20 protein-coding genes are annotated in these 22,465 nt (G+C 65.0%); 5 read left to right on the top strand and 15 right to left on the bottom strand.

Annotation, left to right across the window (positions count from 1 at the left end; all coding sequences use genetic code 11):
* Positions 1 to 91: 91 nt before the first annotated feature.
* Positions 92 to 1,867, top strand: coding sequence for a hypothetical protein (locus G020_RS0101540; RefSeq protein WP_231363031.1), 1,776 nt, complete (start codon positions 92 to 94; stop codon positions 1,865 to 1,867).
* On the opposite strand, the gene G020_RS0101535 is transcribed toward G020_RS0101540, so the two are convergent.
* From G020_RS0101535 to G020_RS0101515, 5 genes are all read right to left on the bottom strand, one after another.
* Complete coding sequence (locus G020_RS0101535; RefSeq protein WP_024328379.1) at positions 1,830 to 2,480, bottom strand: hypothetical protein; 651 nt, start codon at positions 2,478 to 2,480, stop codon at positions 1,830 to 1,832. The two genes, G020_RS0101540 and G020_RS0101535, sit on opposite strands and share 38 nt — an antisense overlap.
* 177 nt (positions 2,481 to 2,657) lie before the next feature.
* Positions 2,658 to 3,674 (bottom strand): glycosyltransferase, encoded by a 1,017-nt coding sequence (locus tag G020_RS0101530; protein WP_024328378.1) that lies wholly within the window; start codon positions 3,672 to 3,674, stop codon positions 2,658 to 2,660.
* Between the two features lie 38 nt (positions 3,675 to 3,712).
* Complete coding sequence (locus tag G020_RS0101525; RefSeq protein ID WP_156002650.1) at positions 3,713 to 4,918, bottom strand: pyridoxal-dependent decarboxylase, exosortase A system-associated; 1,206 nt, start codon at positions 4,916 to 4,918, stop codon at positions 3,713 to 3,715.
* Between the two features lie 26 nt (positions 4,919 to 4,944).
* A complete protein-coding gene (locus G020_RS0101520) occupies positions 4,945 to 6,546 on the bottom strand; it encodes an acyl-CoA ligase (AMP-forming), exosortase A system-associated (protein WP_024328376.1) in 1,602 nt (533 codons plus the stop codon).
* Positions 6,547 to 6,631: 85 nt separating this feature from the next.
* On the bottom strand, positions 6,632 to 6,934 hold the full coding sequence (locus G020_RS0101515; protein WP_156002647.1) for a hypothetical protein: 303 nt from the start codon (positions 6,932 to 6,934) through the stop codon (positions 6,632 to 6,634).
* A 296-nt stretch (positions 6,935 to 7,230) separates the two neighbouring features.
* On the opposite strand from G020_RS0101515, the gene G020_RS0101510 reads away from it, so the two are divergent.
* Both G020_RS0101510 and G020_RS14855 read left to right on the top strand, forming a co-directional pair.
* Positions 7,231 to 7,485: an acyl carrier protein gene (locus G020_RS0101510; RefSeq protein ID WP_024328374.1), complete on the top strand. Its 255-nt coding sequence runs from the start codon at positions 7,231 to 7,233 to the stop codon at positions 7,483 to 7,485.
* Between the two features lie 100 nt (positions 7,486 to 7,585).
* The gene (locus G020_RS14855) at positions 7,586 to 7,888 is read left to right on the top strand and encodes a hypothetical protein (protein WP_196800296.1); all 303 of its coding nucleotides are present in this window, start codon (positions 7,586 to 7,588) and stop codon (positions 7,886 to 7,888) included.
* A 23-nt stretch (positions 7,889 to 7,911) separates the two neighbouring features.
* Here the strand turns inward: G020_RS14855 and G020_RS0101500 are convergent, their stop codons facing one another.
* From G020_RS0101500 to G020_RS0101480, 5 genes are all read right to left on the bottom strand, one after another.
* A complete protein-coding gene (locus G020_RS0101500) occupies positions 7,912 to 9,351 on the bottom strand; it encodes a chondroitinase-B domain-containing protein (RefSeq protein WP_029681172.1) in 1,440 nt (479 codons plus the stop codon).
* Positions 9,352 to 9,451: 100 nt separating this feature from the next.
* Positions 9,452 to 10,438, bottom strand: a complete 987-nt coding sequence (locus tag G020_RS0101495; RefSeq protein WP_196800295.1) for a sugar-transfer associated ATP-grasp domain-containing protein — start codon at positions 10,436 to 10,438, stop codon at positions 9,452 to 9,454.
* A 110-nt stretch (positions 10,439 to 10,548) separates the two neighbouring features.
* Complete coding sequence (locus tag G020_RS0101490; RefSeq protein WP_024328372.1) at positions 10,549 to 12,141, bottom strand: hypothetical protein; 1,593 nt, start codon at positions 12,139 to 12,141, stop codon at positions 10,549 to 10,551.
* A gap of 163 nt (positions 12,142 to 12,304) precedes the next feature.
* Positions 12,305 to 13,837, bottom strand: a complete 1,533-nt coding sequence (locus G020_RS0101485; RefSeq protein WP_024328371.1) for a lipopolysaccharide biosynthesis protein — start codon at positions 13,835 to 13,837, stop codon at positions 12,305 to 12,307.
* Between the two features lie 37 nt (positions 13,838 to 13,874).
* Positions 13,875 to 14,702 carry a hypothetical protein gene (locus tag G020_RS0101480; protein WP_231363030.1) on the bottom strand — a complete coding sequence of 276 codons (828 nt, stop codon included), beginning with the start codon at positions 14,700 to 14,702 and terminating at the stop codon, positions 13,875 to 13,877.
* 140 nt (positions 14,703 to 14,842) lie between these two features.
* On the opposite strand from G020_RS0101480, the gene G020_RS0101475 reads away from it, so the two are divergent.
* Positions 14,843 to 15,955, top strand: a complete 1,113-nt coding sequence (locus tag G020_RS0101475) for a CapA family protein (RefSeq protein ID WP_231363029.1) — start codon at positions 14,843 to 14,845, stop codon at positions 15,953 to 15,955.
* Between the two features lie 24 nt (positions 15,956 to 15,979).
* Here the strand turns inward: G020_RS0101475 and G020_RS0101470 are convergent, their stop codons facing one another.
* The 5 genes from G020_RS0101470 to G020_RS0101450 all read right to left on the bottom strand — a co-directional run bounded on the left by G020_RS0101470 (position 15,980) and on the right by G020_RS0101450 (position 21,290).
* Positions 15,980 to 16,771 (bottom strand): hypothetical protein, encoded by a 792-nt coding sequence (locus G020_RS0101470; protein WP_024328370.1) that lies wholly within the window; start codon positions 16,769 to 16,771, stop codon positions 15,980 to 15,982.
* Positions 16,768 to 17,805 carry a glycosyltransferase family 2 protein gene (locus G020_RS0101465; protein WP_231363028.1) on the bottom strand — a complete coding sequence of 346 codons (1,038 nt, stop codon included), beginning with the start codon at positions 17,803 to 17,805 and terminating at the stop codon, positions 16,768 to 16,770. Before G020_RS0101465 ends, G020_RS0101470 begins: the two co-directional genes overlap by 4 nt.
* Before the next feature lie 15 nt (positions 17,806 to 17,820).
* Entirely contained in the window at positions 17,821 to 19,245 is a 1,425-nt protein-coding gene (locus G020_RS0101460) for a putative O-glycosylation ligase, exosortase A system-associated (RefSeq protein WP_024328368.1), read from the bottom strand.
* A 33-nt stretch (positions 19,246 to 19,278) separates the two neighbouring features.
* Complete coding sequence (locus G020_RS0101455; RefSeq protein ID WP_029681170.1) at positions 19,279 to 20,244, bottom strand: polysaccharide deacetylase family protein; 966 nt, start codon at positions 20,242 to 20,244, stop codon at positions 19,279 to 19,281.
* A gap of 74 nt (positions 20,245 to 20,318) precedes the next feature.
* Positions 20,319 to 21,290, bottom strand: a complete 972-nt coding sequence (locus G020_RS0101450) for a sulfotransferase (protein ID WP_081647374.1) — start codon at positions 21,288 to 21,290, stop codon at positions 20,319 to 20,321.
* Between the two features lie 341 nt (positions 21,291 to 21,631).
* Between G020_RS0101450 and G020_RS0101445 the strand changes: the two genes are divergently transcribed.
* Positions 21,632 to 22,444, top strand: coding sequence for a THxN family PEP-CTERM protein (locus G020_RS0101445; RefSeq protein WP_024328365.1), 813 nt, complete (start codon positions 21,632 to 21,634; stop codon positions 22,442 to 22,444).
* Positions 22,445 to 22,465 lie beyond the last annotated feature (21 nt).

Here is a 22,465-nt window from a genome sequence, read left to right as displayed (position 1 = left end):
CCTGCAGCCACTGCGGGCGGGCTGTTTTTTTCGGCAGGCCCGCGGGGGGCTGTGCTTGCGGTGGTGTCCGACCACAAGGGACTATGAGGTCATGTCGCGGACAACTTATGCAGCCTCTTCGGCAGACGAGCGTGCGCGTCTGCGATCGCTTGCCGGCGGTGTCACCGGGGCGCTGGAAGCCCTTGTGACATCCGATGGTTTCCTGCATGACCCCTGTGCCGACCGCTCCACACCCACCGACCACTATGGCGCGGTGCTGGCGGCCCTGGCCCTGACCCATCATGACCGGAACGAAACGGCCCATGTCCTGCTGCGACAGTGGTCCGCACTCCCCGCAGCGCAGCGCGGACACGAACCGTTCAACCGGCTCGGGCTGGGCCTGCTGGCCGGGACGCTGGAGCAAACGACGGAATCCGACCGGGTGGCCGCGGCACGCACGCAATGTCCGCTGGCCCGCGGGTACCCGTCAAACAACTGGAGCCTGCTGGCGCAGGCCCTGCGGGTGCGTGAGGCGAGCCCGGATCGGCTTCCGCGCGAACAGCACCGGTTGCGCAGTCAGGTGCGGGCATGGACCACCCGGGCGGGGGGGTTCATCGATTTCCCGCGGCATCCCGACCCGCAACGGGGCATCGCCACGCCGGTGGCCTACCATCTGAAATTTCTCCTGTGCCTGCATCTTGCGCTGGGGCGGGCGCCGGATGCCGAGCTGGAAACCGCACTGATGCGCGGCCTGGACTGGCTGGGGTTGTTCCTGACCGACTCCGGCTATTGTGGCGGGCTCGGGCGCAGCAATCATGCCCTGTTCGGCGATGCCTGCCTGCTGACGGTGCTGCACGGACTGCTGCTGCGTCCGGGGGCGCTGCGGCCGGACACGGCAACCGAGGTCCTGCAGGTCGCCCGCAACCTCCGCCAGCGCCTCGAACGCCAGCAGCGCGACGACGGCCTGCTGTGGCTGACGCCGGGCGGAGGCTGTGGCGAGGCCGCCGGCTGGGATGGCTACATGTACCTGACGGTGTACAACGCCTGGTTCGCGGGGTTGCTGTCCGCAACCCTGGCCGGCCATCCCTGGCTTTCGGGCACCGGCCTGCCCGACTGGTCGCCGGCCTGGAACCCGGGGCCCGGAGTAACCGAAGACGCCGAGGCGGGGCTGCTGCGCTATCGCGGCGCACGCGTGGATGCCCGGATCTCTACCCGCGGCCAGGCCGTCCAGGGGTTCGGACGCGCGGTCGCCGATCTGCGCCAGGCGGCCCTGTGCCCCTTCCATGTGGAGGTGGACGGTCGCCCGGTGGTCGCACCACCGGTCCGGATGGCGGCGTCGCACCTTCAGGATGAACCGGCGGTGGCTGGCTGGACGCCGATGGTGGAGTCCGCTGGCGGGCTCTTCGGCCTCACCCGGCTGGATGTCCTCTCGGTAGAGCCGACGGATTCGGGGGTCACCCTCACTGGCTCCGGAGCGCCGGTGCGCCTGACGCGGGCGCCGGAACGCACAACCCTCGACCGCCTGCAGGCGACCCTGGACTGGCGGCTGTTCGGCGGGCGGCTGGGCCGCCGGCAGGCCCTTCGCCCCGCAACCCTGGCGGACCACCGGTGGCAGGCACAACTGACCATCGACGACCAGGAGGCCACCCTGCACTATCGGCTGCAGTTGCAGCCGACCTCCGCGGACGTACCTGCACGCTGGCTGAACCCGCACGGGACCCGCCGTCTGGCGGGCGACAGCGAACCATCCGGCGACGTGCACCTGTCCGCCCTGGGACCCGCCGAATGTCGGGCCGATCCACCGGCCCTGTGGCCCGCCGCGGGCACAACCCGCAAATGGCAGCTACGCCTCACCCCGTCGGATGCTGCCGCCTCAGTCTTTCCCTGACTGTGCGTGCAGTTGAGAACGAGCCCGGCGGGCCGCCTGCCGACCGTGGCTCAGGAGCACGTGTCGGATGCATTGCGGTGCCTTCACAGCCCTTCCAGCCCGCACTCTCGATATCGCCATGCTGATCCACTGCATCGGCGACCGCCTCCGGGTCGGTAACCCGCTCGAGGTGCTCGTTGAAACCGTCCTGCTGAAGGCGTTTGGCATACCGCCGCAGATTCGACCGGAACTTGCGCGGACGGGTGTTGAAGTACTCCTCGAAAGATCCCTCGTTCACTACCGCCATGGTGGTGCAATGCTGCAGAAATTCGACTCTTCCGCCGTCCTCGGGCAGCTTGCAAACGGCGGGGTCCAGCAACGTGAGGTCCAGCTGCAACGCGAAGCCCGGCAGGGCCTTCATCAGTGCGCTCACGGCCCTGGTTGTATCGACCCGGTCATGATCCAGCATGATCGGGCCAAGGGGCGCCTGACTGGGCTGGAACAGTTGCCACCGCTGCCGGAACACACGAACATGACGGCCCCGGGCCCGGCGGCCGTCCAGGGGCTGCGCCAGTACCGGGAAGGCGAGCGATTCCGGCAGGTCGTGGAGCTGAGCCGGTGTCGCGAGATCCATTCGCGGGATCACCTCCCGGGACCGCACCGGCGGCTCGACGGGCCGCACGCTGGCCCCGCGGACCGCTACCCCATGCGCCACCAGGCAGCGTGCCACTGGCACCACAACCCGTGGCGCATTACCGATCAGCAATGTTGCCGGGCGCGAGTGGGGACCGGAGGGCCGTGGCATGGGCGGTCACCGGCGGCCGGGGGGCCAGAGGCTGCGCATGGCTGAAGCCCCGATGTAGGCCCATGTGCGCCAGGCCAGGGGTTGGTTCCGGAAGGCGCACCCGAAAGCCCCGAAGGCGATTCGGGGGTCCCCGGACCAGAAATGCTTGTAGCCAAAACGGAAGCTGAGACCGGCGAGCCGTTCGCGCAACTGCGTTGCGGTTACCGTGGACCCGTCCGGACCCGCACGGCCCCAGCGGGCCAGGGCGCGCTGGAGGATCTCGAGCTCGAAATTGCGCGCGCGGGGGGTATGGGTGGAATTGTCCGCATGCTGGCGGTAAAGAGCGAGGATGCGGTCGATGCGCAATATCCGGGTTTCCCGGGAGGCCCGCAGCCAGTAGTCGTAGTCCTGACCCAGGCGGAGGGTTTCATCGAACTCCCCAGTCCGCTCGATCAGTTCCCGCCGCATCACAACGGTGGAGGTCCATACCCACGCGGGCCTGAGCAGCAGGAGGTGATAGATCCACCCGGCCGGCCGGAACGGGATCTCGCCGGAGGCGGGGCTTTCGGGCGGGGCCGCCTGTTGCCAGGCGGCATCCCCCTCGCGTTCGGGAAACCAGTGCGCCCCCCGGGTGCAGACCAGGGCCACATCGGGATTCTCGTCCAGGACCCGCTTCTGCAGTGCCAGCTTGCCCGGCAACCACACGTCATCCCCGTCGAGGAACGCAACCACCGGCGCCCGCGCATGCCGTATCCCCACATTGCGGGCCGCACCGGGCCCCGAGCGAGGCCGGGCCGTGGACAGCAGACGGACCCGGGCATCGTAGGTGCGGGCCCGCTCCGCGGTGTTGTCGGTGGAGCCGTCGTCTACCACCAGCACCTCTACACTCACGCCCTCCTGAGCGAGGATGCTGTCCAGGGCATCAGCGAGAAACGCCGCGCAGTTGAAGGCGGGTACCACCACGGAGAAATCCGGGGTGGCCCGGTCATCACGGGGGCGCCCCTGTTGCTCCGGCATCGCGGCTTCCCCGGCCGGCGAAGTCATCCGATATCCCTCCGGCTGATGTACTTGGAGGCCATCGCTCAAACCAGCAACTCAGCGGCCATCGGCTGACCGAGAAAGCCCACCGGACTCGCCGACAGGCCATACGCGCCGGACTGGAAGACGGCAATGAGATCGCCCGGTTCCGCTGCAGGCACATCAACCTGTTCGGCCAGAATATCCAGCGGAGTGCAGAGCGGGCCGACGATCGAAGCCTTCCCGGTTTCGGCCTCGGTCATGCGCGTGGCAACCGCGACCGGATAATTCTTCCGGATCACCTGCCCCAGGTTCCCCGACGCCGCCAGGTGGTGATGCATGCCGCCGTCCGTCACCAGGTAGACCCGGCCCCGGGAAATCTTGCGATCAATGACGCGCGCCACATAGACCCCCGCCTCGCCCACCAGATAGCGGCCCAGCTCCAGCACCACCCGGGCATCGCCCAGCCGTCGGGCACAGGTCTCGACATGCCCGGCCAGGTGATCGGTCACCACGTTCAGATCCAGCGGCCGGTCATTGGGGAAATAGGGGATACCCAGACCACCGCCAACGTTCAGCAGCTTGACCGGGCCTGGCGCCTGCTCCGCCAGACGGTAGGCGAGTTCGAAGATGCCGTCCTGGGCCGCGGTCAGTGCCTCGGTGCGCAGGTTCTGCGAGCCGGCAAAGATCTGAAAGCCCTGGAACGACAACCCGTAATCGCCAATACGCTGCAACAGCTCGGGGACCTGTTCGGCATCCACACCGAACGGACGGGCCCCCCCGCCCATGCGCATGCCCGAGGACTTCAATTCGAAATCGGGATTGACCCGCACGGCCACACGGGCCGGCTGGCCCGCCGCCTCGGCCAGGCGATGGACACGTTCCATCTCGCCGAAGGATTCCAGGTTGATCACGATGCCGGCCTGCAATGCCGCCGCAAGCTCCCCGTCGCGCTTGCCGGGGCCGGCGAAACTGATATCGCCCGGCGAGGTACCGGTATTCAGGGCCAGCTCGAGTTCCGCGGCCGAGGCCACATCGAGGCCATCAACACGCTCCGCCATGTACTCCACGACGGCGGGCATCGGATTGGCCTTCACGGCGTAGTGCAGGTGCACGGCGCGGGGCAGGCAGCCACGCAGCTCCGCCAGGCGGGCGTCCAGCATCCCGCGGTCATAGGCGTAAAAGGGCGTGCCGCCGGCCTCCCGGGCCAGTTCGGTGACGGGCCTGCCACCCAGCGCCAGACAGCCGTCGACGAGCCGGAATTGCTTCATGCAGGGGAGTTCCGTGACGTGTGGCGTCATGCTGGATCCTCGGTGAAGGCGTCCCGGTAGAAGGTGCGCAGCCCTGCACGGTCGATCTTGCCGTTGGAATTGCGGGGCAGGGCCTCGGCCCGGACGATGAATCGGGACGGAACCATGAAGGCCGGCAGGGCCGCCCGACACGCGGCCGTCAGAGAAACCTCCGGGGGCTCGCGGCCCTCCTCTCCGGCGACGACCACGACGATCTCCTCGCCCAGTCGCTCATGTGGCAGACCGAACGCCACCGCCTCGCGCACCCCCTCCATCCCGTCGAACACCTCCTCGATCTCCCGGGGGCTGACGCGGTAACCGGAAGTCTTGATCATCTCGTCCCGGCGCCCGACGAAATACAAAAACCCGTCTTCGTCGCGTCGCACCGTGTCGCCCGACCACACGGCCCGTTCCGGAAGGCCCAGCTCCGGACGCTGCCCGGGCACCGGGCGAAAGCGCCGGGCCGTCGCTTCCGGCGCATTCCAGTACCCCAGGCTCACCAGTGGCCCCCGATGAACCAGTTCACCGGGTTCACCGGGGGCGCACGGCTCACCATCCGCGCGTACCACCATCACCTCGGCATTCGGGATGGCCTTGCCCATGGAGGTCGGGCGCGCGTCGATTTCCTCCGGCGGCAGATAGGTCGAGCGGAATGCCTCTGTCAGCCCGTACATCAGATAGGGCGCTGCATTCGGCAACTGCTCGCGCAGGGCGGTCAGGGTAGTCAGGGGCATCGCGCCCCCCGAATTGGTGAAATAGCGGAGACTCCGGCGCGCGCCCTCGGACCACTCCAGACCCGCGAGCTCAACCCACAGGGGAGGCACCGCAGCCAGCCCGGTAATCGAGTGCCTTTCGACCGCCCGCACCACATCACGCGGCATCAGGTAGTTGAGCAGAACGGCTTCGGCCCCTACCCGGAACGCGGTGGTCAGCTGGCTGAGGCCATAATCGAAGCTGAGGGGCAGTACGCTGAGGATCCGGTCCGCGGCCGTGTTTTCCAGGTACTCGCTGACGCTCCTGGCACCCGCCACCATGTTCCGATGCGACAGTACGACCCCCTTGGGCCGCCCGGTGCTGCCCGAGGTATACAGGATCGCGGCCATGTCCGACTCGATCCGCCGGACCGGCGCCGGCGGAGCCTCCCTGTCCGTTGACGACGAATCCCAGGCGAACAGACGCATCCCCGGGGGAACGATGTCGTCCGTATCCGGCCCCGTGTCCGCCGTGTAGACCTGTTGCAGATCGGGACACCCGTTCAGGAACTCCGCCAGCGGTCCAAGCCTGCCGCGCGAGGTGACCAGGGCCATTGCACCGGCATCCTGCAGGATGTGCGCGACCTGGTGCGGCTTGAGAGTCGGATTGACCGGCACCGCCACGCCGCCGGCCGCCATGGCTGCAAACAACGCGACGACCGTCTCCGGCCTCTTGTCCAGGAACACGGCAACGCGATCATTCGGCTGTACACCGTTGCGCCTCAACGCGGCTGCCTGCCGCATCACGTCACCGGACAGTTCCCGATACGAGCGCTGCTGATCTCCGTGCGTCAACGCGGGGGCATCCGGACGCCGCCGCGCGGAGGCCAGGATCAGTTCGTGCAGCAGATGGGCCATTACCGCCGACGCTCCTCGCCATACACCCTTTTGCCACGGCCGAGATTCCTCGTCTCCACCCCGTGCCGGCTGCGCTGCAGACCCCTCATGACTGCTGGCTCCTTGCGCGTCCCTTCATGACCCGTACGAGATTGAGCGGCAACAACATATACGTCGGCAGATCCCACGCCGCATGCCGCCTCAGGACGACCCGGTCGACCCGAACACGCTGGCGCATGTTATGCACCAGCACGGCTGCGAACTCTTTCCGCTTTCTTCCGATGCTGGTCCGCACCGTCTCCTGCTGATTTTCCGAGAGCCGGAATCGCCTCTGCCATTTCTTTCTCAGGATCAGCTCGTAATGCACCCGGTTCAGAACCTTCTCTCCTCCCCACTGAATGGACGACATGTAGATGTTGACCCCCTCACCGTAGAACGCCTGAAAGCACGGGACGATACATACGACTTTCTCGTGCTTTTCCCAACAATGCAAATCTCGGTGCAAGCTCGCGCTGACCCCCCGTATTTTTCTTGACTTGGCACAGCACTCGATATCGGAGACACTGCACTCATCCCCCCCCCCGGCCAACCATTTTGTAAAACAAACTGACACTCCGATGCGAACTCAATCAGAGCGTTCTTATAAGCCCTCAACCCTTGTTGATTTACAATGTCTCCGAATCAAACCGGCAAACGGAATCGAACATGTCCAGCATTGAACAGGTGAAGAAAATCATCGACTCCACACTGGAGCTTGGCGGACGCGCACGGGCCTTCGGCCGGGAGACTCCTTTGCTGGGGGACATCCCCGAACTGGACTCCATGGCTGTCGTAAATCTCATGACCACCATGGAAGAGCAGTTCGACATCGTCGTGGAGGACGATGAAGTGAGCGCCGAGACCTTCGCGACGCTGGGCGATCTGGTGGATTTCGTCGATTTCAAACTCGCTGCCGCCTGAGCCCGTCATGCTGGCTGGATTCCGCTCCGGAAGCGCGGGACCGGTCTTTGAGGTCCTGCACCCTCCGGGGGGCACGCCCTGCAGAGGAACGGTGCTTTATGTGCAGCCCTTTGCCGAAGAGATGAACAAGTCCCGGCGGATGGCGGCTTTGCAGGCGCGGCAACTGGCCGGCCAGGGATTTGCCGTGCTGATGCCGGACCCCTATGGCTGCGGCGACAGTGGGGATGACTTCTCCAATGCGCGCGGGGATATCTGGCGGCAGGGCCTGGTGCAAGGCATTCACTGGCTCCGGCAGACCTATCCCGGCCCGCTGGCTTTGTGGGGGCTGCGGACGGGCTGCCTGCTCGTCAGCGACGTCTTCCAGCGCAGGGTGCCGGAGGTGCGTCATTTCGTTATCTGCTGATCGGTGTCCACGTTCGCGCTCGATCACAGATCCGTGAACAGGCGACCATGCCGGCGTTCCAGTTCGTCGGGCACGTGGCAGGTGCCGGCGGAATACTGAATCGCCCCCACGTCCGCGCGCCCTTCCCGTGGCTGCCCGCAGAAGTCGTGGTCGACCTCGGGTGGCGCCGACCCCGCGCCCAGGGGCCGGGCATCCATGTCTTCCAGCCGCAGGTCGCCGAATTCGGGTGCCAGCAGCCAGCGCTCCACCGGGCGGGAGTGCTGCCCCAGGAAACTCCCGCGCACCTGGTTCAGGCTTGCTTCGATGAAGTCCTGCGTCCAGCGAACGGCCCCCTCGCTGATCCAGCTCGGGTAGAGCACGTGATAGTCGGAGATGCGGTGCGTCAGATGATCCCGCAGCCCGGGGATATACGACGCCTTGTCGAACCACCCCGTCTCGATGTTGCCGGTTTTCTCCAGTTCGGCATCGTCGCGTGCCCAGACCGTCCCGGTCATCAGGTTGTCCACCACCCGGGCGCGCGTCTCCGGGAACCGGCCCTGGATCCCGTAGGCGTTGAACACCGTGTTGTTCGCCACCAGCGCATCGCGCCCGCGATTCACATAGATCCCCGGCTCGTCCGGGCAGTTGAGGATGATGTTGTTGGTCATGCGGCTGTCGAGAGTCTCCGGGCAGGTCTCGCAATCCCCGATCCTGCGCCGGTCCAGGACCCCGGGACTGGTGCCACCCCCGCCCAGCGACAGGCCGATGCGCCGTTCGCCCGTATGGCGCCATTCGCAGATCACCAGGTTGCGATCGAACAGGGCATCGGCCGCCCCGCCCTTCACGAACCCGGGCGAGCCGTGGCGTCCGCGTTGCCCCTGTGCCATGTCCGCAATGAAGTTCTCCTCGATCCGCCAGCCCTGCCCGCCGACGATGTCGATGGCAACCACCGGCCAGCGCGTAGTGTGGATCCCATCATTCACGAACACGTTGCGCCGGACATGCACATTGTCCGGAAAGCGCCGCGGGTCCCCTTCGCCATTGGCCTTGATCGCCGCGTGAAAGTTACGAAAACGGTTTCCCTCGATCACCGCATGGTCGGCCCGCCGCACGATATGCAGGGCATGGTTGCCGCTACCCTCCCCCTGGAAGTCCAGACCCCGGATCTCCCAGTGCGGAGCGAACAGCTTGAAGGCGGTAGTCTGGCTGGAGTGGATGACCGCCGTCCCGGGGGTGCCCGCCCGGATCACGATGGGCTCCGACTCGGTTCCGTCCGCGCGCAGGTTGAGCCGCTCGCCCAGCCGGTACTCACCCGGGCGCAGTTCGATGACATCGCCGGCCTCGGCCTGGGTTACGGCGCGGGCCAGCCCATCGGCATCTTCCACCACGCGCGGTTCGGCCATGACGGCCAGAGGCAAACCGGCGAGCACCCACACCAGGAGCCGGAAACCCCGCTGCAACGTTTCCTGATTCAGCCACATCATCTCGGTTCACCTCCCGTGCGGGCCCGATCCCGGCGGACCTCCCGCATCACCCCTGGCCTGCCCGGATAATGCACCCGCTTTACGTTTGCGATTTTCATGTTCAAAACACAGGCCCCGGGCGATTCCACCGTCTCCCGAAACGGGAACGGCGGAGATGGTTCAGCAGGACGGCGAACACCGCCGCCGGAAGCCTGCGAAGCTGGTCCGGAAATTCGAGGTCATAGGTTTTGAGTCTCTCGCGCACCGGATCCGTCAGATAGCCGTCCGAATGAATCTGCACGGACTCCAGGCCCCAGTTGGCGTTGCCCTCGAGCAACACCGGCCCCTCGGGGGTTACCACAATGTCCCAGCCCACGGACGGGGTGCCGGAGAAATTGGCGGCCGCCCTCCTGGACAACTCGACGCAATCCTCCCAGTACGGGACCCGGGTTCCCGTAAAATGGACTTTCGAATCGGGGTGGACCTGGTACCAACGGCTCCCGGAGGTGGGACAGGACACTCCCTGACCCATGCGTCCGGTATCCGGATCGACATGAACGGACAGGCTTCCCTTGTACCAGTTGTCTGCCATCGATCCGGCCGTGCCCAGCCGCAGGATGGAAAAATCAACGGTGATCGTGCCCGAGGTGTCATGGAAGGTGACGATCCGCACGCAGTTAATGCAGCTTGAATTGATCTTCTGCAGGTCGGCGTGCTGCTGCAGCCGCTGTTGTACAATCCAGCCGTCGTAACGGGTTCCATAGTAACGCCTGGTCGTGTTTCCCAGGCGCTCGAGGAATGCCCCCAGGTTGTCCACGGTTCCGCAAAATCGATGGATCTGCTCACCCTGCTGCCCCCCCCTGGGCTTGAAGATCCAGTCGACCTCGCCCCCGGGAGGGGCGAGCCCCACGAAATCTCTTTCCGTCGTCAGCGCTTCCTCGCTGACGGTCCGGCCGAAGACCGGATGGTAGAGACCCAGAGTTTCGGGCGTGGGGATGCCTAGGCCCGCGAAAACGAAATGGCTCAGCCATTTGTCTTCCAGAATGTGCTTCTGGCCACCCTGATTGACATGCGTTCGATACAGGCGATGAAGCTGGCGGTGGTTCATGAACCGCACACATGCCTCCGGAGTCCGGTCACCGAGCCGGTAGAGCTCATACTCCGAACTCTTGAAGCCACTGCCCAGGACTCGCATCTTGTGCAGTCTGGCCCGTGGGTTCATGGGAGGACCCCCTGGTGGTGTCCGGTCGAGGGGGTCGCGCTCGCTTCCGGCACTGCCGTTGCGGCCTGCCTCGACTGCCGGGTCGCGGACTCCAGACGCGAGGCCGTCAGCATGCCCCCCAGGCAGTCGATCCGCTGCGGGCCCATGTTCCGCGGTGTGCGCAGCACATCTTCGGGGGAATCGGTCGCGAGGATCGCGCGCAGCCATTCGGAACCGGAGAGTGTTCCCCGCGCAGTGGCACGAAAAAGGGGGTCATGCCGCGCCAGCCGGGCGAAATTGCCTTCCGGCGGCTGGAAAAACTGCCGGCCCGGCCAGACCCGGTTCAGGAACGGGCGGAGCTGGCGCGCCGTGGCCTTGCCGAGCGAACGTGGACGCGGACTCAGCAGCGGCAGCCCGGTCTTGTCATACGGGATGCCCGCCAGTTCGGGGCTGAGCCGCTGGATGATCCGCCGGTAAAGCCACGAGCCCTTGCGCAGTTGCCAGGGCAGGGCCAGAGCAAAGTCCATCAGCGCGTGGTCGAGCGCCGGGGTGCGCACATCCAGATAGTTCTGATTCAGGCGGACGATGTTGTAGACCAGGCGTCGGCTGCGGTTCTCCAGATAGTGTCGCTGACTGGCCTCCAGGCCGGTGTCACCGGCGGGGAAGTCCTCGCGTATGCATTCCTCGACCCGACGCACTTGCGGGCTGTCGGGGCCAAAACCCAGGGCCGCAGCGTTGTAGCGAAGGCGCGCCAGATGTCCCTGGATCTGCTGTTCCCGCGATTGCTCGCGCAGAAACGTGGCCTTGAACAGCAGATCCTGCAGGAACCCGTCGACCGTGGCACGTGACCCGGTGGCGGCAAGTCTTCGCGCCGTCCCGACCAGACGCCAGTGGCCGATATTGAAGTCGCCGGGGCCCAGGTCCGGGTTGAAACCAGGCGCATGGCGCATGTCGTCGGCCGAATCGAAACGTTCGATCGGGCGGCGGAGATGACGCCCGATCCGGCGGGCATAGGGCCATTCCACATTGGCCAGGTCGTGGCAATGAAAGAGCCGTGCGCACAAGGCCAGGTCCGGATGTAACGCCAGATTGCAGCGCGAGTCCAGACCGGCGGTCACCGGCATGGCCACCGTCTCCGGATCGAGGTCCGCCGCGTGCCGGACATGGGCCTGCCGGAGCCGTTCGGTGGCGGCTTCCAGCCACGGCTCGACCGACCCCGGGTCGCCGACCTCCGGGACGGGCGGCAGCCAGTAGCGATCACATACCGGGTCGGCCCCGGTGCCCAGGATACGGCAACGGCTGGCCGGGGGCAACAGGTGCACATCCCGCAGCAGGGTGCGGCTGCCCCATGGGTGATCCAGGAAGATCGTGGTCAGCACCGCCGCCGGGTCGGGTTCGACCGCTCCCGGCAGGAGCCGGGCGACGTCGGCAAGACGGGTGGCGAAATAGAAGGTCCTGCCGCGGACGGCCCAGTGGACCGGGATGGTCCCGAGGCGGTCCGTAATGATCTCCATGCCGGCGGGCGTCCAGCGCAGCTCCAGCCACGAGCCGTCGCGCCGCGCGGGATCGGATGGCTGGTCCTGGATCAGGTGGCGTTCCCCGATCACCACGCCCGTCGGGTCCCTGCGAACGGTGCAGGAAGGGTGACCCGGCTCGTACTGCAGGTGAAAACCCGGCCCCGTTTCCCAACACCAGCCGGCGGGTACCGCCGGAGCCGTTTCAGCGGCTCCGGGTCCAAAAGTGCCGCGCAGTTTCAACATGATGATGCCCCCATTACGACACCTCTCCGAAGTGGGATTGATTGCCGGACAGTCGACACGCCCAGCGTCGGTTCAGGACATTCCGGTCCACGGCCATCTGAAGGGCACGCATTTCGGGTCCTTCCGGCCGCCCGGATGCAAACCAGAGCCCTGCCAGCACAAGGGCATACGTGAGCCCCCCGAGAGGGATCAGCAACAGCAGATGCAGGGCGGCGATGGCGGAACTGGTGACGCCCGGGAGTGCGGCGACGGTGCCCAGCAAGGTCGCCAGCATCACCAGCGAAGCCAGCACCGGGCGCCAGATCACAGCGAAGAAATCCCTGCTCGGCATCCGGAGGAAATGCGAAACCAGCATCACGCCGAAAGGCATCAGGGCGCTGGAGGCGAAGACCTTCGACCACACGGCGATTTCCAGCCCGTGACCGGCCCACAACAGGTACGCCATCAGAGGCAGCGTCAACAGGACATCGGCCAGGATGAAAATGCCGACCCAGTACGGCTTGTTGAGGGCCATGAACAGCGAAAAACGATTGCCATGCAGGATCCGCGTGGCACCCAGAATGGCCAGCACCTGGATCAGGGGGATGGTCACCAGCCAGTTCTCGCCCAGAAGAAGCCATACCATGGGTTCGGCCACGCCCACCATGCCGAGCGCTGCGGGGACGGTAACCAGGGTCACCAGGCCCTGGGCCAGCAGATAGCCCCGGCGCAGGCGCGGCAAGTCGTGCGCCACCTTTGCAAAGCCGGGGAACACGGCCCGCATGATCGGCGCATAAAGCTCCGAGGACGGGAGTTTTGCGATGTCGGAGGCGACCCGGTAGGCACCGAGACCATCCGCCCCCACGAGACGGCCGACAATCCAGTCCGGCCCCCTGCCCTGCGCGTACATGGCCACGTTGTTGAACGTGACCCAGGCGGAAAATCCGATCAGGTCCCGCCAGCCGGACAAGTCCGAACGCGGCCGGAACGGGTGCATCGCGTAGCTCAGGCTCAACCCCACGAACGCCGACGTCAGGGAGCCGAGGACCAGTGCCCAGTAGCTCTGAAGGTAGAACCCCATGGCAATGGTCACGGCCACCGCCGACGCCTTCTTGCCGAAGCCGAACAGGAATTCCTTGCGGAACGTGAGCTCCTTGCGGAAGGCGACGATGCCGATGTTCTCGAACCCGTGCATGAACGAGATGGCGGCAAAGGCGTAGACAATCATCTCCACCCGGGCATCATCAAAGAACACCGCCGCATGCGGCGCCGCCAGCACCAGCGCCAGCGCACCCATTGACTGGTACAACAGCTTGATGGTCCAGGCCGTGTCGTAATGCCGCCGTTCCGCCTTCTGGTCGCGGATCAGGGCCAGATCCAGCCCGAAGGCACCGACCATCTCGATCAGGGCGTACAGGGCGAAGGCCATCGCCACCAGGCCGAAGTCCTCCGGCACCAGCAGCCGCGCGAGGATCACCGTACTGATCAGGCCCATGAAGCGCTGGAAGGTGCGCAGGCCCATCATCCAGGCGGCACCACCCGCCACCTTGTCGCCGAGGTCCTTCATGACCTGTCCCGTCCGGTTCTTGTCACGGGAAACATGATCAATAACCGCGCAGTTTCAGTCGGGCCCAGCGTTTTGCGCGATACCCTCGCGGCAGAAACTCGAGCATGCGTGCAATCCTGTTGTTCAGCCGGGATCGCCACGGCAGGCGATACCCCACCCCCTTTGAGATTGTCATGCGGCACGGCACGCAAAACCCGCATGGCTGTCCCGCGCGCGTCGGCATGTGGCAGAACCAGGTCTGCTCCAGCAGATCCAGGAATCCGTGGTCTCGGGCGTGTTCGCGCATCTCGGCCTTGCCGATATGCAGTGTCGGAAAACTGAACAGATTGAACAGACTTTCCGGCGCCTCCTCGTCCAGGTACGGGCGTACAGGTTCCCGTTTGTATTCACGTATTCCGCTATTCAGTCGGGGATCAAGAAAATAGAAATCCTCATTATGCTGGACGCAGACTTCGATGCCCTCCAGTGCGTTCTGCCGCACCAGCTCCGCCAGCCATATATATTGCGGGCCGATCCCCCGGGTTTCCTGCAGCTTCTCGAATTTCTTTTGCAACACCGGATCCGGCCGTGCGGCGGCGGCGTGAAGGACCTGTAATGCCAGAAGACGCCCGCCCGTGGCACGTTCGTTGATTGCAAGACGCAAGCGATCCATGACGGCGAGTTCCTGGCCGATCGACTGTCGGTTCTCGTCACGTACATACCAGGGCTCAACCGTTTCCCCGTAATGAAGAACCAGATCCAGCACCCGGAAAGTCGAGTCCCAGCCACCGGTCCAGAATATCCTGCGCGGGGGCGGTGAACCGGAGGATGAACCGTCCGGCTGCGGGAACCCGGCCGATCGAGCTTTGGGAGTTGCGTTAGTCAATGCAACAATCTCCTGAAGTGAGCCACGCAGTTGAATATATTTTTCACCTTCGGAACACACACGGGGATCCCACCGGGTCTGTTATCGTTATAATGGAACCCCAGCCATGTACTGGCGACCGAAACTCGGGGGAGTCCAAATTGAAACTGATATTCACCGGTGATACCCGACTGATTCGAACTCCCGGCACGGAACAGGCAGGCAAACCGCAATCGCCCTTCGCACGCGTGCAGCACCTTTTGCAGGGCGCGGATGTCCTCTCCGGGAACCTTGAATGCTTCTTCACCGAGGACCTCGAGAACCAGAAGGGACTGTGGAAACACCCGAAAGTCCTGCGTGCCGACCCCGCGATGGCGACGACCCTGGTGGAGGCCGGATTCAGCATCCTGAATCTCGCCAACAACCATATGATGGACGGCGGGCCTCAGGGACTGGAGACAACCACGGACACCCTGAACCGGATCGGCCTTCTGTGGTCGGGGGCGGGCCGCGGGCACGGGCAGGCGATCGCGCCGGCATGGCTGGAACGTGGCGGGCGGACATTGGCCTTCATTGGAGCGGGCGACAACTCTCACGATTACGCCGGGCCGGAGACTCCCGGCGTGGCCCCGATGGAACCCTTCGGGGACCTTCTCCAGCGCACCCGGGAGGCTGCAGAACAGGCCGACATCGTCGTGGTGCAGCTGCATGCGGACCTCGAGTTCAGCTACGCGCCGGCGCCGTACCGGGTGAAGCTCAGCCGCGCGCTGATCGACCACGGGGCCACGCTGGTGATCCAGCACCATCCACATGTGGTCCAGGGCGTGGAGCGTTACCGGAACGGCCTCATCGCGTACTCGCTGGGCAACTTTGTGTTCAACGTCCGTGGCAACGCCTATCAGGAAGGTTTTCCCGAGGCCCGTTACGGGTGGATCCTGTCGGTGGATCTGGATCCCGCCACCCATGGCGTGACCGGCTGGGACATGGAGCCGGTGTGGATTGCGGACGATCATCGGCCGGAACCCATCGAGGGAGCGCCGCGCGAGACCGCCCTGCGGGATTTTGCCGGCCGCTGTGCGGTACTGCGGTCCTCCCGGCAGTTGCGGCGCGCGTGGCTCGGGAGAAGCTGGCGGGAAGCTCGCTACCATGCGCTGATGGCCTACTACAAAAGCCGCCGCGGACGCCCGGGTGCCGCAATGCTGGACCTCCTGGACCTGCCGATGCGGCCACGCAACCGCTTCTGGCTGCGAGCACTTCCGCTTCTCGGACGTTGATGGCAGTGCGGGGCTATCCATGCCCTACTGCCCCCTGACCTTGCGTGTGGCGCGGGTCTCCTGCCATTGACGGCAGCGCCACTGGAGCCCGACGGGCAGGGTGCGTACCGCCCGCTCGATCGCCCAGTAGCGCGTTTTTCCGATCCATCCCAGTCTCGCGCCCTCCTCCTTGCGCTCAAGCATCTGGACGCATGGGCGGCATGTGCCGCAGGGATGACGTCCCCGAACGGGGCTGTGACAGAAACAGGTTTTCGCCAGCACCTCGTCCCAGCCCCGTTCCGCCGCCTCCTGCCGCAACCGGGCGTCGCTACGCTGGATAAGCGGCAAGACGAACCCGCCCAGCAGGACGGCGACAGCCCCCGCGTCGGGCGCCACCCGAAAAGCCGGAACCGTGTCTTGCCCGACGGGCACCAGGAACGGCCCGACGATGGGGTACAGGCTTCTTCCCTTCTCCACGCTCAGTTCAATCCCGTCCAGACCTTCAGCCTTCACCAGCATCGCGAGCCAGCGATACTGATTGCCGAGGCGGTTCTGTCGGGTGATGGTCAGAAAGGCTTCATCGATGTCCGGATCGGGAGGGATCTCTTCACGCTGATACAGGACCGGTTCCCGGATCCGGCCGGGCTCCGCGTAGCCGCCAGCCTCCAGGTGCTGCGTGAGCTGCCGGATGGTGGCGAGCTCCAGCGCGGACGAGGCGCGACGGGGATCGATCACGTAACGGGGCTGTATGGGCCCCACTGTGGTGGTCAGCAACTCCATCACCCGGAAGGTCGAGTCCCAGCCCCCGGTCCAGAAGATCTCGGTGGCCCCGCTCATCTCGATGCTCCGGTTGTCGAATCGCTCCGGCCTGCACCGGGACGCAGGAATCGCCCGCTCCGGACCCCACTGGCGAGGATTGCGTAAAGGGCCGTCCTCACGTGTCCGGGACGGGCCCGCCAGGCGCCGATGAAGGAAGGTGCGGCCGCAGCCTTCTGCCCGTTCCAGAACAGGTTGTAGCCCATGGCGAAATGGAGCCGGAATCGACGGTGCCGCAGTTCTTCGGGGGTGATGGCGCTGCCATCCGGCCCGACCCGACCCCAGCGGGCGATGGCGGACTCCAGCACCATCAGCGCGTAATTGACGGGCGCCCAGCGCCGGGTCGCGCTTTCGGCATGCCGCCGGTACAGGGCATAGGGCCGCGCCAGGGTCAGGATGGGCGTCAGACGGGAACCGCGAATCCAGTAATCGTAATCCTGTGCCAGGCGCAGATCCTCGCGGAATTCGCCCACCATATCGGCCAGTTCGCGGCGCATCAGCACCGTTCCGGTCCAGACCATGGTGTCCAGCAACAGGCGGTGATAGATCCAGCCCGAGCGTTCGGGATCGAGGGCGTCGGAGTCTTGCGCCTGCGTTGCGGCCGCATGTCGGTTCGGGCTGGACCACTGCCCCGAATCATCCGGATACCAGCGGATGAAATTGCTCGCGACCATGGCGGATTCCGGGTGGTTTCTCAGGCAACGGATCTGTGCCTGCAACTTGCCCGGTAGCCAGACGTCATCGCCATCGAGATACGCAATCAGTTCGCCTTTCGCCTCGCGCAGGCCTACATTGCGGCTGGCACCGGCTCCACTGGATGCCCGGGCGGTTTCCAGCAGCCGGACGGGCCCGTCGAAACGCGCGGCAACCTGCCGGGTGTGGTCGCTCGAACCGTCATCGATCACCAGGATTTCGATGGCTTCGTGCCCCTGATCCATCACGCTCTGCAGCGCCTCTTCCAGATAGACGGCGCAGTTGCACGCCGGGACGATGACGGATACACACGGGTGATCCGTCAGCGGCGGCCGGTCCGATGTGAGCGGGGTGTGAGCCACGGGCGAATTCATCCTTTACCGGAGGCGGCCGGCATCCATGATGGTTCCGGGTACCTCGGGCGGCCTGCTGCCCTCGGGCGGACTTGCGGGGGACGTCCGGGGCTGCGCTGTCGACGCGACCGCCGGGGCGGCAGCGACAACCGTCTCCTTCAGCTCGCGTCGCAGGATGATGGCCAGCGCGACAAAGGCCAGATACAGATCGAAATAGGCCAGACTCAGGAAGGCGCCACCGACCATGTATCCGACCAGACCCAGCGCGAGCGCCCAGGCCCACTGGCTGATCCAGACGGTTTCCGCGTGCTGGCGTCCCTGGCGGTAAAGCCGCAGCAGGGTCAGCAGCGAAAAGCCCAGCAGCGCAAGAAACAGCCCCAGCCCGAGGAAGCCGTGCTCGCCCAGCATCTGGAAGTAGATGCTGTGCGCCGCGATCGGGCCGGTTACCACGGCATCGTCCCGGTCCAGATAGCTCAGCCAGATCGGTGCGGGGAGCCGCTGAATGCTCATGCCCGAGCCGGTAAAGGGGTGATCGAGGGCAAGATTCCAGGAGACGTTCCAGGCATCCAGGCGTCCGCCGGCAGAGGCGTCTTCCTGGTAGTGGATCAGAGTGTCGATCTGGTGCTCGACCTTCTCCGGAACGGTGAATCCCACAACGGCGACGACCAGCAGCCCGGCCCCGACCATGGCCGCCTTGTGGCGCATACTCAGAAAGATCAGGGGGAAGATGACCGCGGTCGCGACCCAGGCACCTCGCGAGTGCGTCCCCACTATTGAGATCAGGTGCAGCCAGAAGCCGGCATACAACGCGAGCCCGATGAGTCGATGCCAGCGCTCGAAGAACGGAGAGTGAAACGGGAGCCGGAAATGACCCTGGTGGACCTGTCGTGCCAGCACCAGCACCAGAGGAAGGGTCATGACCAGCGCCAGCCCGATGTCGGTGTTCCCGCCGATGAAGGTACCCGGCGGGCCCAGCACCATCCCGCCAAAGCCAGTCGCGAGGGTATAGGGGCCGCCCTTGAACCCGAAAAACGCGACCGAGAGGGTGATGACGGCGAGCAGCACCATGACGCGTGCCTGGCCGGATACCAGCATGGTCGCGACCACCGTCATGAGCATGATCTTCATCACGGTATCCCAGCGCTCGAACGCGACTTCCGGCTGCCAGGCGAAAAACAGCGAAATGACCGTGATATGCGCGAACAAGGCAATCAGCACCACGGTTTCACGCGTCAGGGGTGGCGGACGCCGTTCCCGGGCGAACAACAGGGCAACGAGCGTCGTCAGTCCGACCGCCATGGCGACGGGCATGCCTGGCAGGAATCCCCAGGCCAGCCGATGAGGGTTCATCAGCCCCACCCAGTACCAGGCCGGGATCCCGATCCACGGGCGCCACAAAATGAACGGGATCAGGCCAAAAATGAGGATGAAAAAGACGATATCGCGCATAGGGGCTACCAGGTCGCCTGCTGACGGGATCGATCAGGTGGTCATCACGGGATGGCGGGTGTTGCGAAGCAACTGAGCCAGAAACTTGGCCGGATGCCGTGACCAGGGCATGAAACGTGGTAACTGGAAGCGGTCCTGCCCGCGTCCGCCGGCCCCCATGGAGGTCGATACGGCGGCGGAGAACCCGGCCTTGCGGACCAGCTGCACATCGCGGGGCCCGTAGTCCTGCCCCGGCTTGCCGTTGGGATAAGCGAACAGGTCCACCGGGCCGCCGGTGATCAGCTGCAAACGCTCCCGGCCTTCCCGAATTTCGTGCGCGGCCGTGGCTTCGTCTTCCTGGGCCAGGATCGGATGTGTAAGGGTGTGGCCGCCGATCCCCATCCCCGCCCGGTGCAGTTCGCGGACCTGGGCATCGGTCATCATCAGATCGTCCGGCAAGTCGGCGCCGATCCGTTTGGCCATGGCCTGCACCACGGCCTGGTGTTCCTGACACGGCTGCCATTTGATCTCGCGGATGATCGAACGGAACGCCTCACGGCGACTGTTCGCATCCGATATCGAGTGCTGCCCCAGTCCAAGGTCGCGCAAATCCAGGCGGCCCGCGGGCAGCCGCCGGATCGTCTCGAGCAGGGTGTCGTTGAACATGCGCCCGCCGTTAAGGTAGCCCGCGGCAATGAAGAACGTGGCGGTTACCCCGTGCCTTTGCAGTATGGGCAGTGCATTACGGCGGTTATCCGCATACCCGTCGTCGAAGGTGATCGCGGTCGCCCGCGGGGGCAGCATCCCGGCATCCATGCGCTGCAGCGCCTCGGCCAGAGGCAGCACGTTGGTGTACCGGGCCAGCAGGCCCACCTGGCGGTCGAATTCGACACAATCGGGGTTGTCCGGCTTGAGGGCATCCGGTGTGTCCAGCACCTGGTGATAGAGCAGGATGGACAGCCGCTGGCCGGGCTGGACCCCGGCCCACACAAGCCGGATGGCCGTAAGGACACCGCTCACCCCGAAACCCTTGCTTTGTTTCAAGCCGGACGGGGAGCCACGCTGCACTAACGCGGCCCGACCGGAAAACCGCTTCACGCCTGCCACAGCTTCTCCCCTATCATCGACCGTTCCACCACCTCATGAATCCGGTCGATCTGCCCGGTGGTCAGTTCTTTACGCCACTTGCCAATCTCTGTCCGGGGCGCACGCTGTACGCCGAAGTAACCCGATTGGCTGGCGCCGGTGCGCAACGACCGAATGAACCGGTCCGTCTGCTCGCTCCAGTCCAGTCCGACGTGGGCAAAAACCTTCCTGGTCTCCTCCTCGGTCGACCGGGACAGCGCATCGTGCGTCACACACAAATAAGCGTCGTGCCCCTCGAGCGATCGATAAACGGCTTCGTTGACGGCCATCCATTCAAAGGCCATCTGCTTTTCAATCGGCCAGGCCTTGACTTCCTCGCGCTTCAATTTCCAGCCATCCGCATAACCCGAATCAAAAAGGGCGTCGATATAGACTTCCGTACCCATCAGCCCCAGTTCGACCCCGCGCATTCTGGATGCGACCACCCCGGCCGGATGCCGGATCAAGTGCACGAGCCGAATACCGGGTAATGCATCCACGAACAATGGCGCCCGCGCGACGGAATTGACACTCTTGATTACGGTGACCACATCGCCTCGCGAGGCATTGCCGATCATGTCCCATACGACATCCCGTTTTCGCGCACACCCCAGTTTCGCGAGCGTGCGTGCTGCGGCTACATTCAGGCGGTAAGCCACCTCTCGCGGCCCGGAGCGATACGACTTGCGGAATCGGGGTTCCTTGCCAGTCACCTTTGGCGCCCGCACCTGAGCAAGCTCACGGAGATACTCTCCGGCCTGGCGAGAAAATTTTTCCCGCGCCCCGGGAGGTGGAAGGAACGGCAGGGAGGTATCGACCCGTGCCCAGTCCGGTTCATGGCGATAGAGGACCCGCGTATGGCTGTCCAGAAGCTTGGCCAGGAAGGTCGTTCCGGAACGACCGCTGCCTACGATCAGGACTGGATCAGTCTGTTGGTCCATATCGGATCCCCGGAGATTGCAGATGGCTCGACACGAACGCCTTGGTGGCTCTACCGGCAAGCGATACAACACTGGCCGCGTGAAGAAGCGCCACAGCCGTCAGGGATCAGACTGAACCACCGTATTGGCGGCGTATGTGCGTTACGACACATAGGGAAACCGGAGTCCGGATGTCCCAATGTCCGAAGCCTTTACGTGCCCGCCGAACCCGAACCAGAACGCAAACCATTTATTCTTCAAAAACCGCTAGATACATATATGGCCTGCGCTTTGCTAGGCATCAGGGCAGAGTCCGGGAGACCTCGGGCTCGCACACGTTCTACCTACACGAGGAACAGGACATGAAGACGAAAACGACGGCACTGAGTCTGGCGGTGTTGGCAGCGGTGGGCCTTGCGTCCTCGCACGCCAGCGCAGAGTTTGTGGAAACCTGGGATTTTGATGTTGATCTGGAGTGGCTCACCGAGGGAGCGGAAGCCCCGACCTTCGACCCCGGAACCGGAACCCAGGAAGTCACTTCCGAACGGCTGAGCTGGGGCAGTAGCGAAGGAGACATTGACCCGGAAATCAATGACCAGCGGAGCGGGCTGCAAATCATCGATTCGCCCTCGTCGGGATCGGTCGACACCGGGGATGAAGTGGACACGGTTGGTGTCACGCATTTCAACAGTGCGATCGCCAGTGAGTTCGCGACGCTGGACACCGCAACACTGATGACCAACCTGATCCTGACACCGAGCGTACCGCCGGTGACCGGAGGAGAGCCCCTGACTCCGCTCACGCTGGCGTTCAAAACGACCTTCGAGGAAACACCCAATACCGAGCCTTGTGGCTTCGAGTCGGCGACTGTGTGCGACGACATCTTCACCGTCCAGTTCGAAGCCCTCGATGACACGTTCACGCTGGAGGGTGTCACGTACAAGACCACCGTGGTCGAGGAAGGCCTGGGGTTCCTGGATGATGATACCTGTGCCGCCGCGGGCGAGCCCGCGGGCTGTTATGGTCTGACCACGCCGGAAGGCGAGTTCACCACCCTGCAGTTCGGCTTCGGCATCGAGGCGGTAGAAGTACCCAACCCGGCCATGCTGGCATTGTTCGGCACCGGCCTGCTGGCCCTGGGGGCGGTCGCCGGCCGTCGCCGGCGCGAAGACTGAAGTTCCGCACTCAGTCGATCC

This window comes from Thioalkalivibrio sp. ALR17-21, assembly GCF_000420185.1.
Lineage (GTDB): Bacteria > Pseudomonadota > Gammaproteobacteria > Ectothiorhodospirales > Ectothiorhodospiraceae > Thioalkalivibrio > Thioalkalivibrio halophilus.
Note: the sequence above shows the minus strand (reverse complement) of the source record. Positions and strands in the feature narration are given on the sequence as shown.

What these genes read in the sequence shown, in the direction of transcription:
- G020_RS0101540 (WP_231363031.1), top strand. Translation starts at nt 92, where the DNA reads ATGTCGCGGACAACTTATGCAGCCTCTTCGGCAGACGAGCGTGCGCGT.
- G020_RS0101535 (WP_024328379.1), bottom strand. Translation starts at nt 2,480, where the DNA reads ATGGATCTCGCGACACCGGCTCAGCTCCACGACCTGCCGGAATCGCTC.
- G020_RS0101530 (WP_024328378.1), bottom strand. Translation starts at nt 3,674, where the DNA reads ATGACTTCGCCGGCCGGGGAAGCCGCGATGCCGGAGCAACAGGGGCGC.
- G020_RS0101525 (WP_156002650.1), bottom strand. Translation starts at nt 4,918, where the DNA reads ATGAAGCAATTCCGGCTCGTCGACGGCTGTCTGGCGCTGGGTGGCAGG.
- G020_RS0101520 (WP_024328376.1), bottom strand. Translation starts at nt 6,546, where the DNA reads ATGGCCCATCTGCTGCACGAACTGATCCTGGCCTCCGCGCGGCGGCGT.
- G020_RS0101515 (WP_156002647.1), bottom strand. Translation starts at nt 6,934, where the DNA reads ATGTCGTCCATTCAGTGGGGAGGAGAGAAGGTTCTGAACCGGGTGCAT.
- G020_RS0101510 (WP_024328374.1), top strand. Translation starts at nt 7,231, where the DNA reads ATGTCCAGCATTGAACAGGTGAAGAAAATCATCGACTCCACACTGGAG.
- G020_RS0101500 (WP_029681172.1), bottom strand. Translation starts at nt 9,351, where the DNA reads ATGATGTGGCTGAATCAGGAAACGTTGCAGCGGGGTTTCCGGCTCCTG.
- G020_RS0101495 (WP_196800295.1), bottom strand. Translation starts at nt 10,438, where the DNA reads ATGAACCACCGCCAGCTTCATCGCCTGTATCGAACGCATGTCAATCAG.
- G020_RS0101485 (WP_024328371.1), bottom strand. Translation starts at nt 13,837, where the DNA reads ATGAAGGACCTCGGCGACAAGGTGGCGGGTGGTGCCGCCTGGATGATG.
- G020_RS0101470 (WP_024328370.1), bottom strand. Translation starts at nt 16,771, where the DNA reads ATGAGCGGGGCCACCGAGATCTTCTGGACCGGGGGCTGGGACTCGACC.
- G020_RS0101460 (WP_024328368.1), bottom strand. Translation starts at nt 19,245, where the DNA reads ATGCGCGATATCGTCTTTTTCATCCTCATTTTTGGCCTGATCCCGTTC.
- G020_RS0101450 (WP_081647374.1), bottom strand. Translation starts at nt 21,290, where the DNA reads ATGGACCAACAGACTGATCCAGTCCTGATCGTAGGCAGCGGTCGTTCC.
- G020_RS0101445 (WP_024328365.1), top strand. Translation starts at nt 21,632, where the DNA reads ATGAAGACGAAAACGACGGCACTGAGTCTGGCGGTGTTGGCAGCGGTG.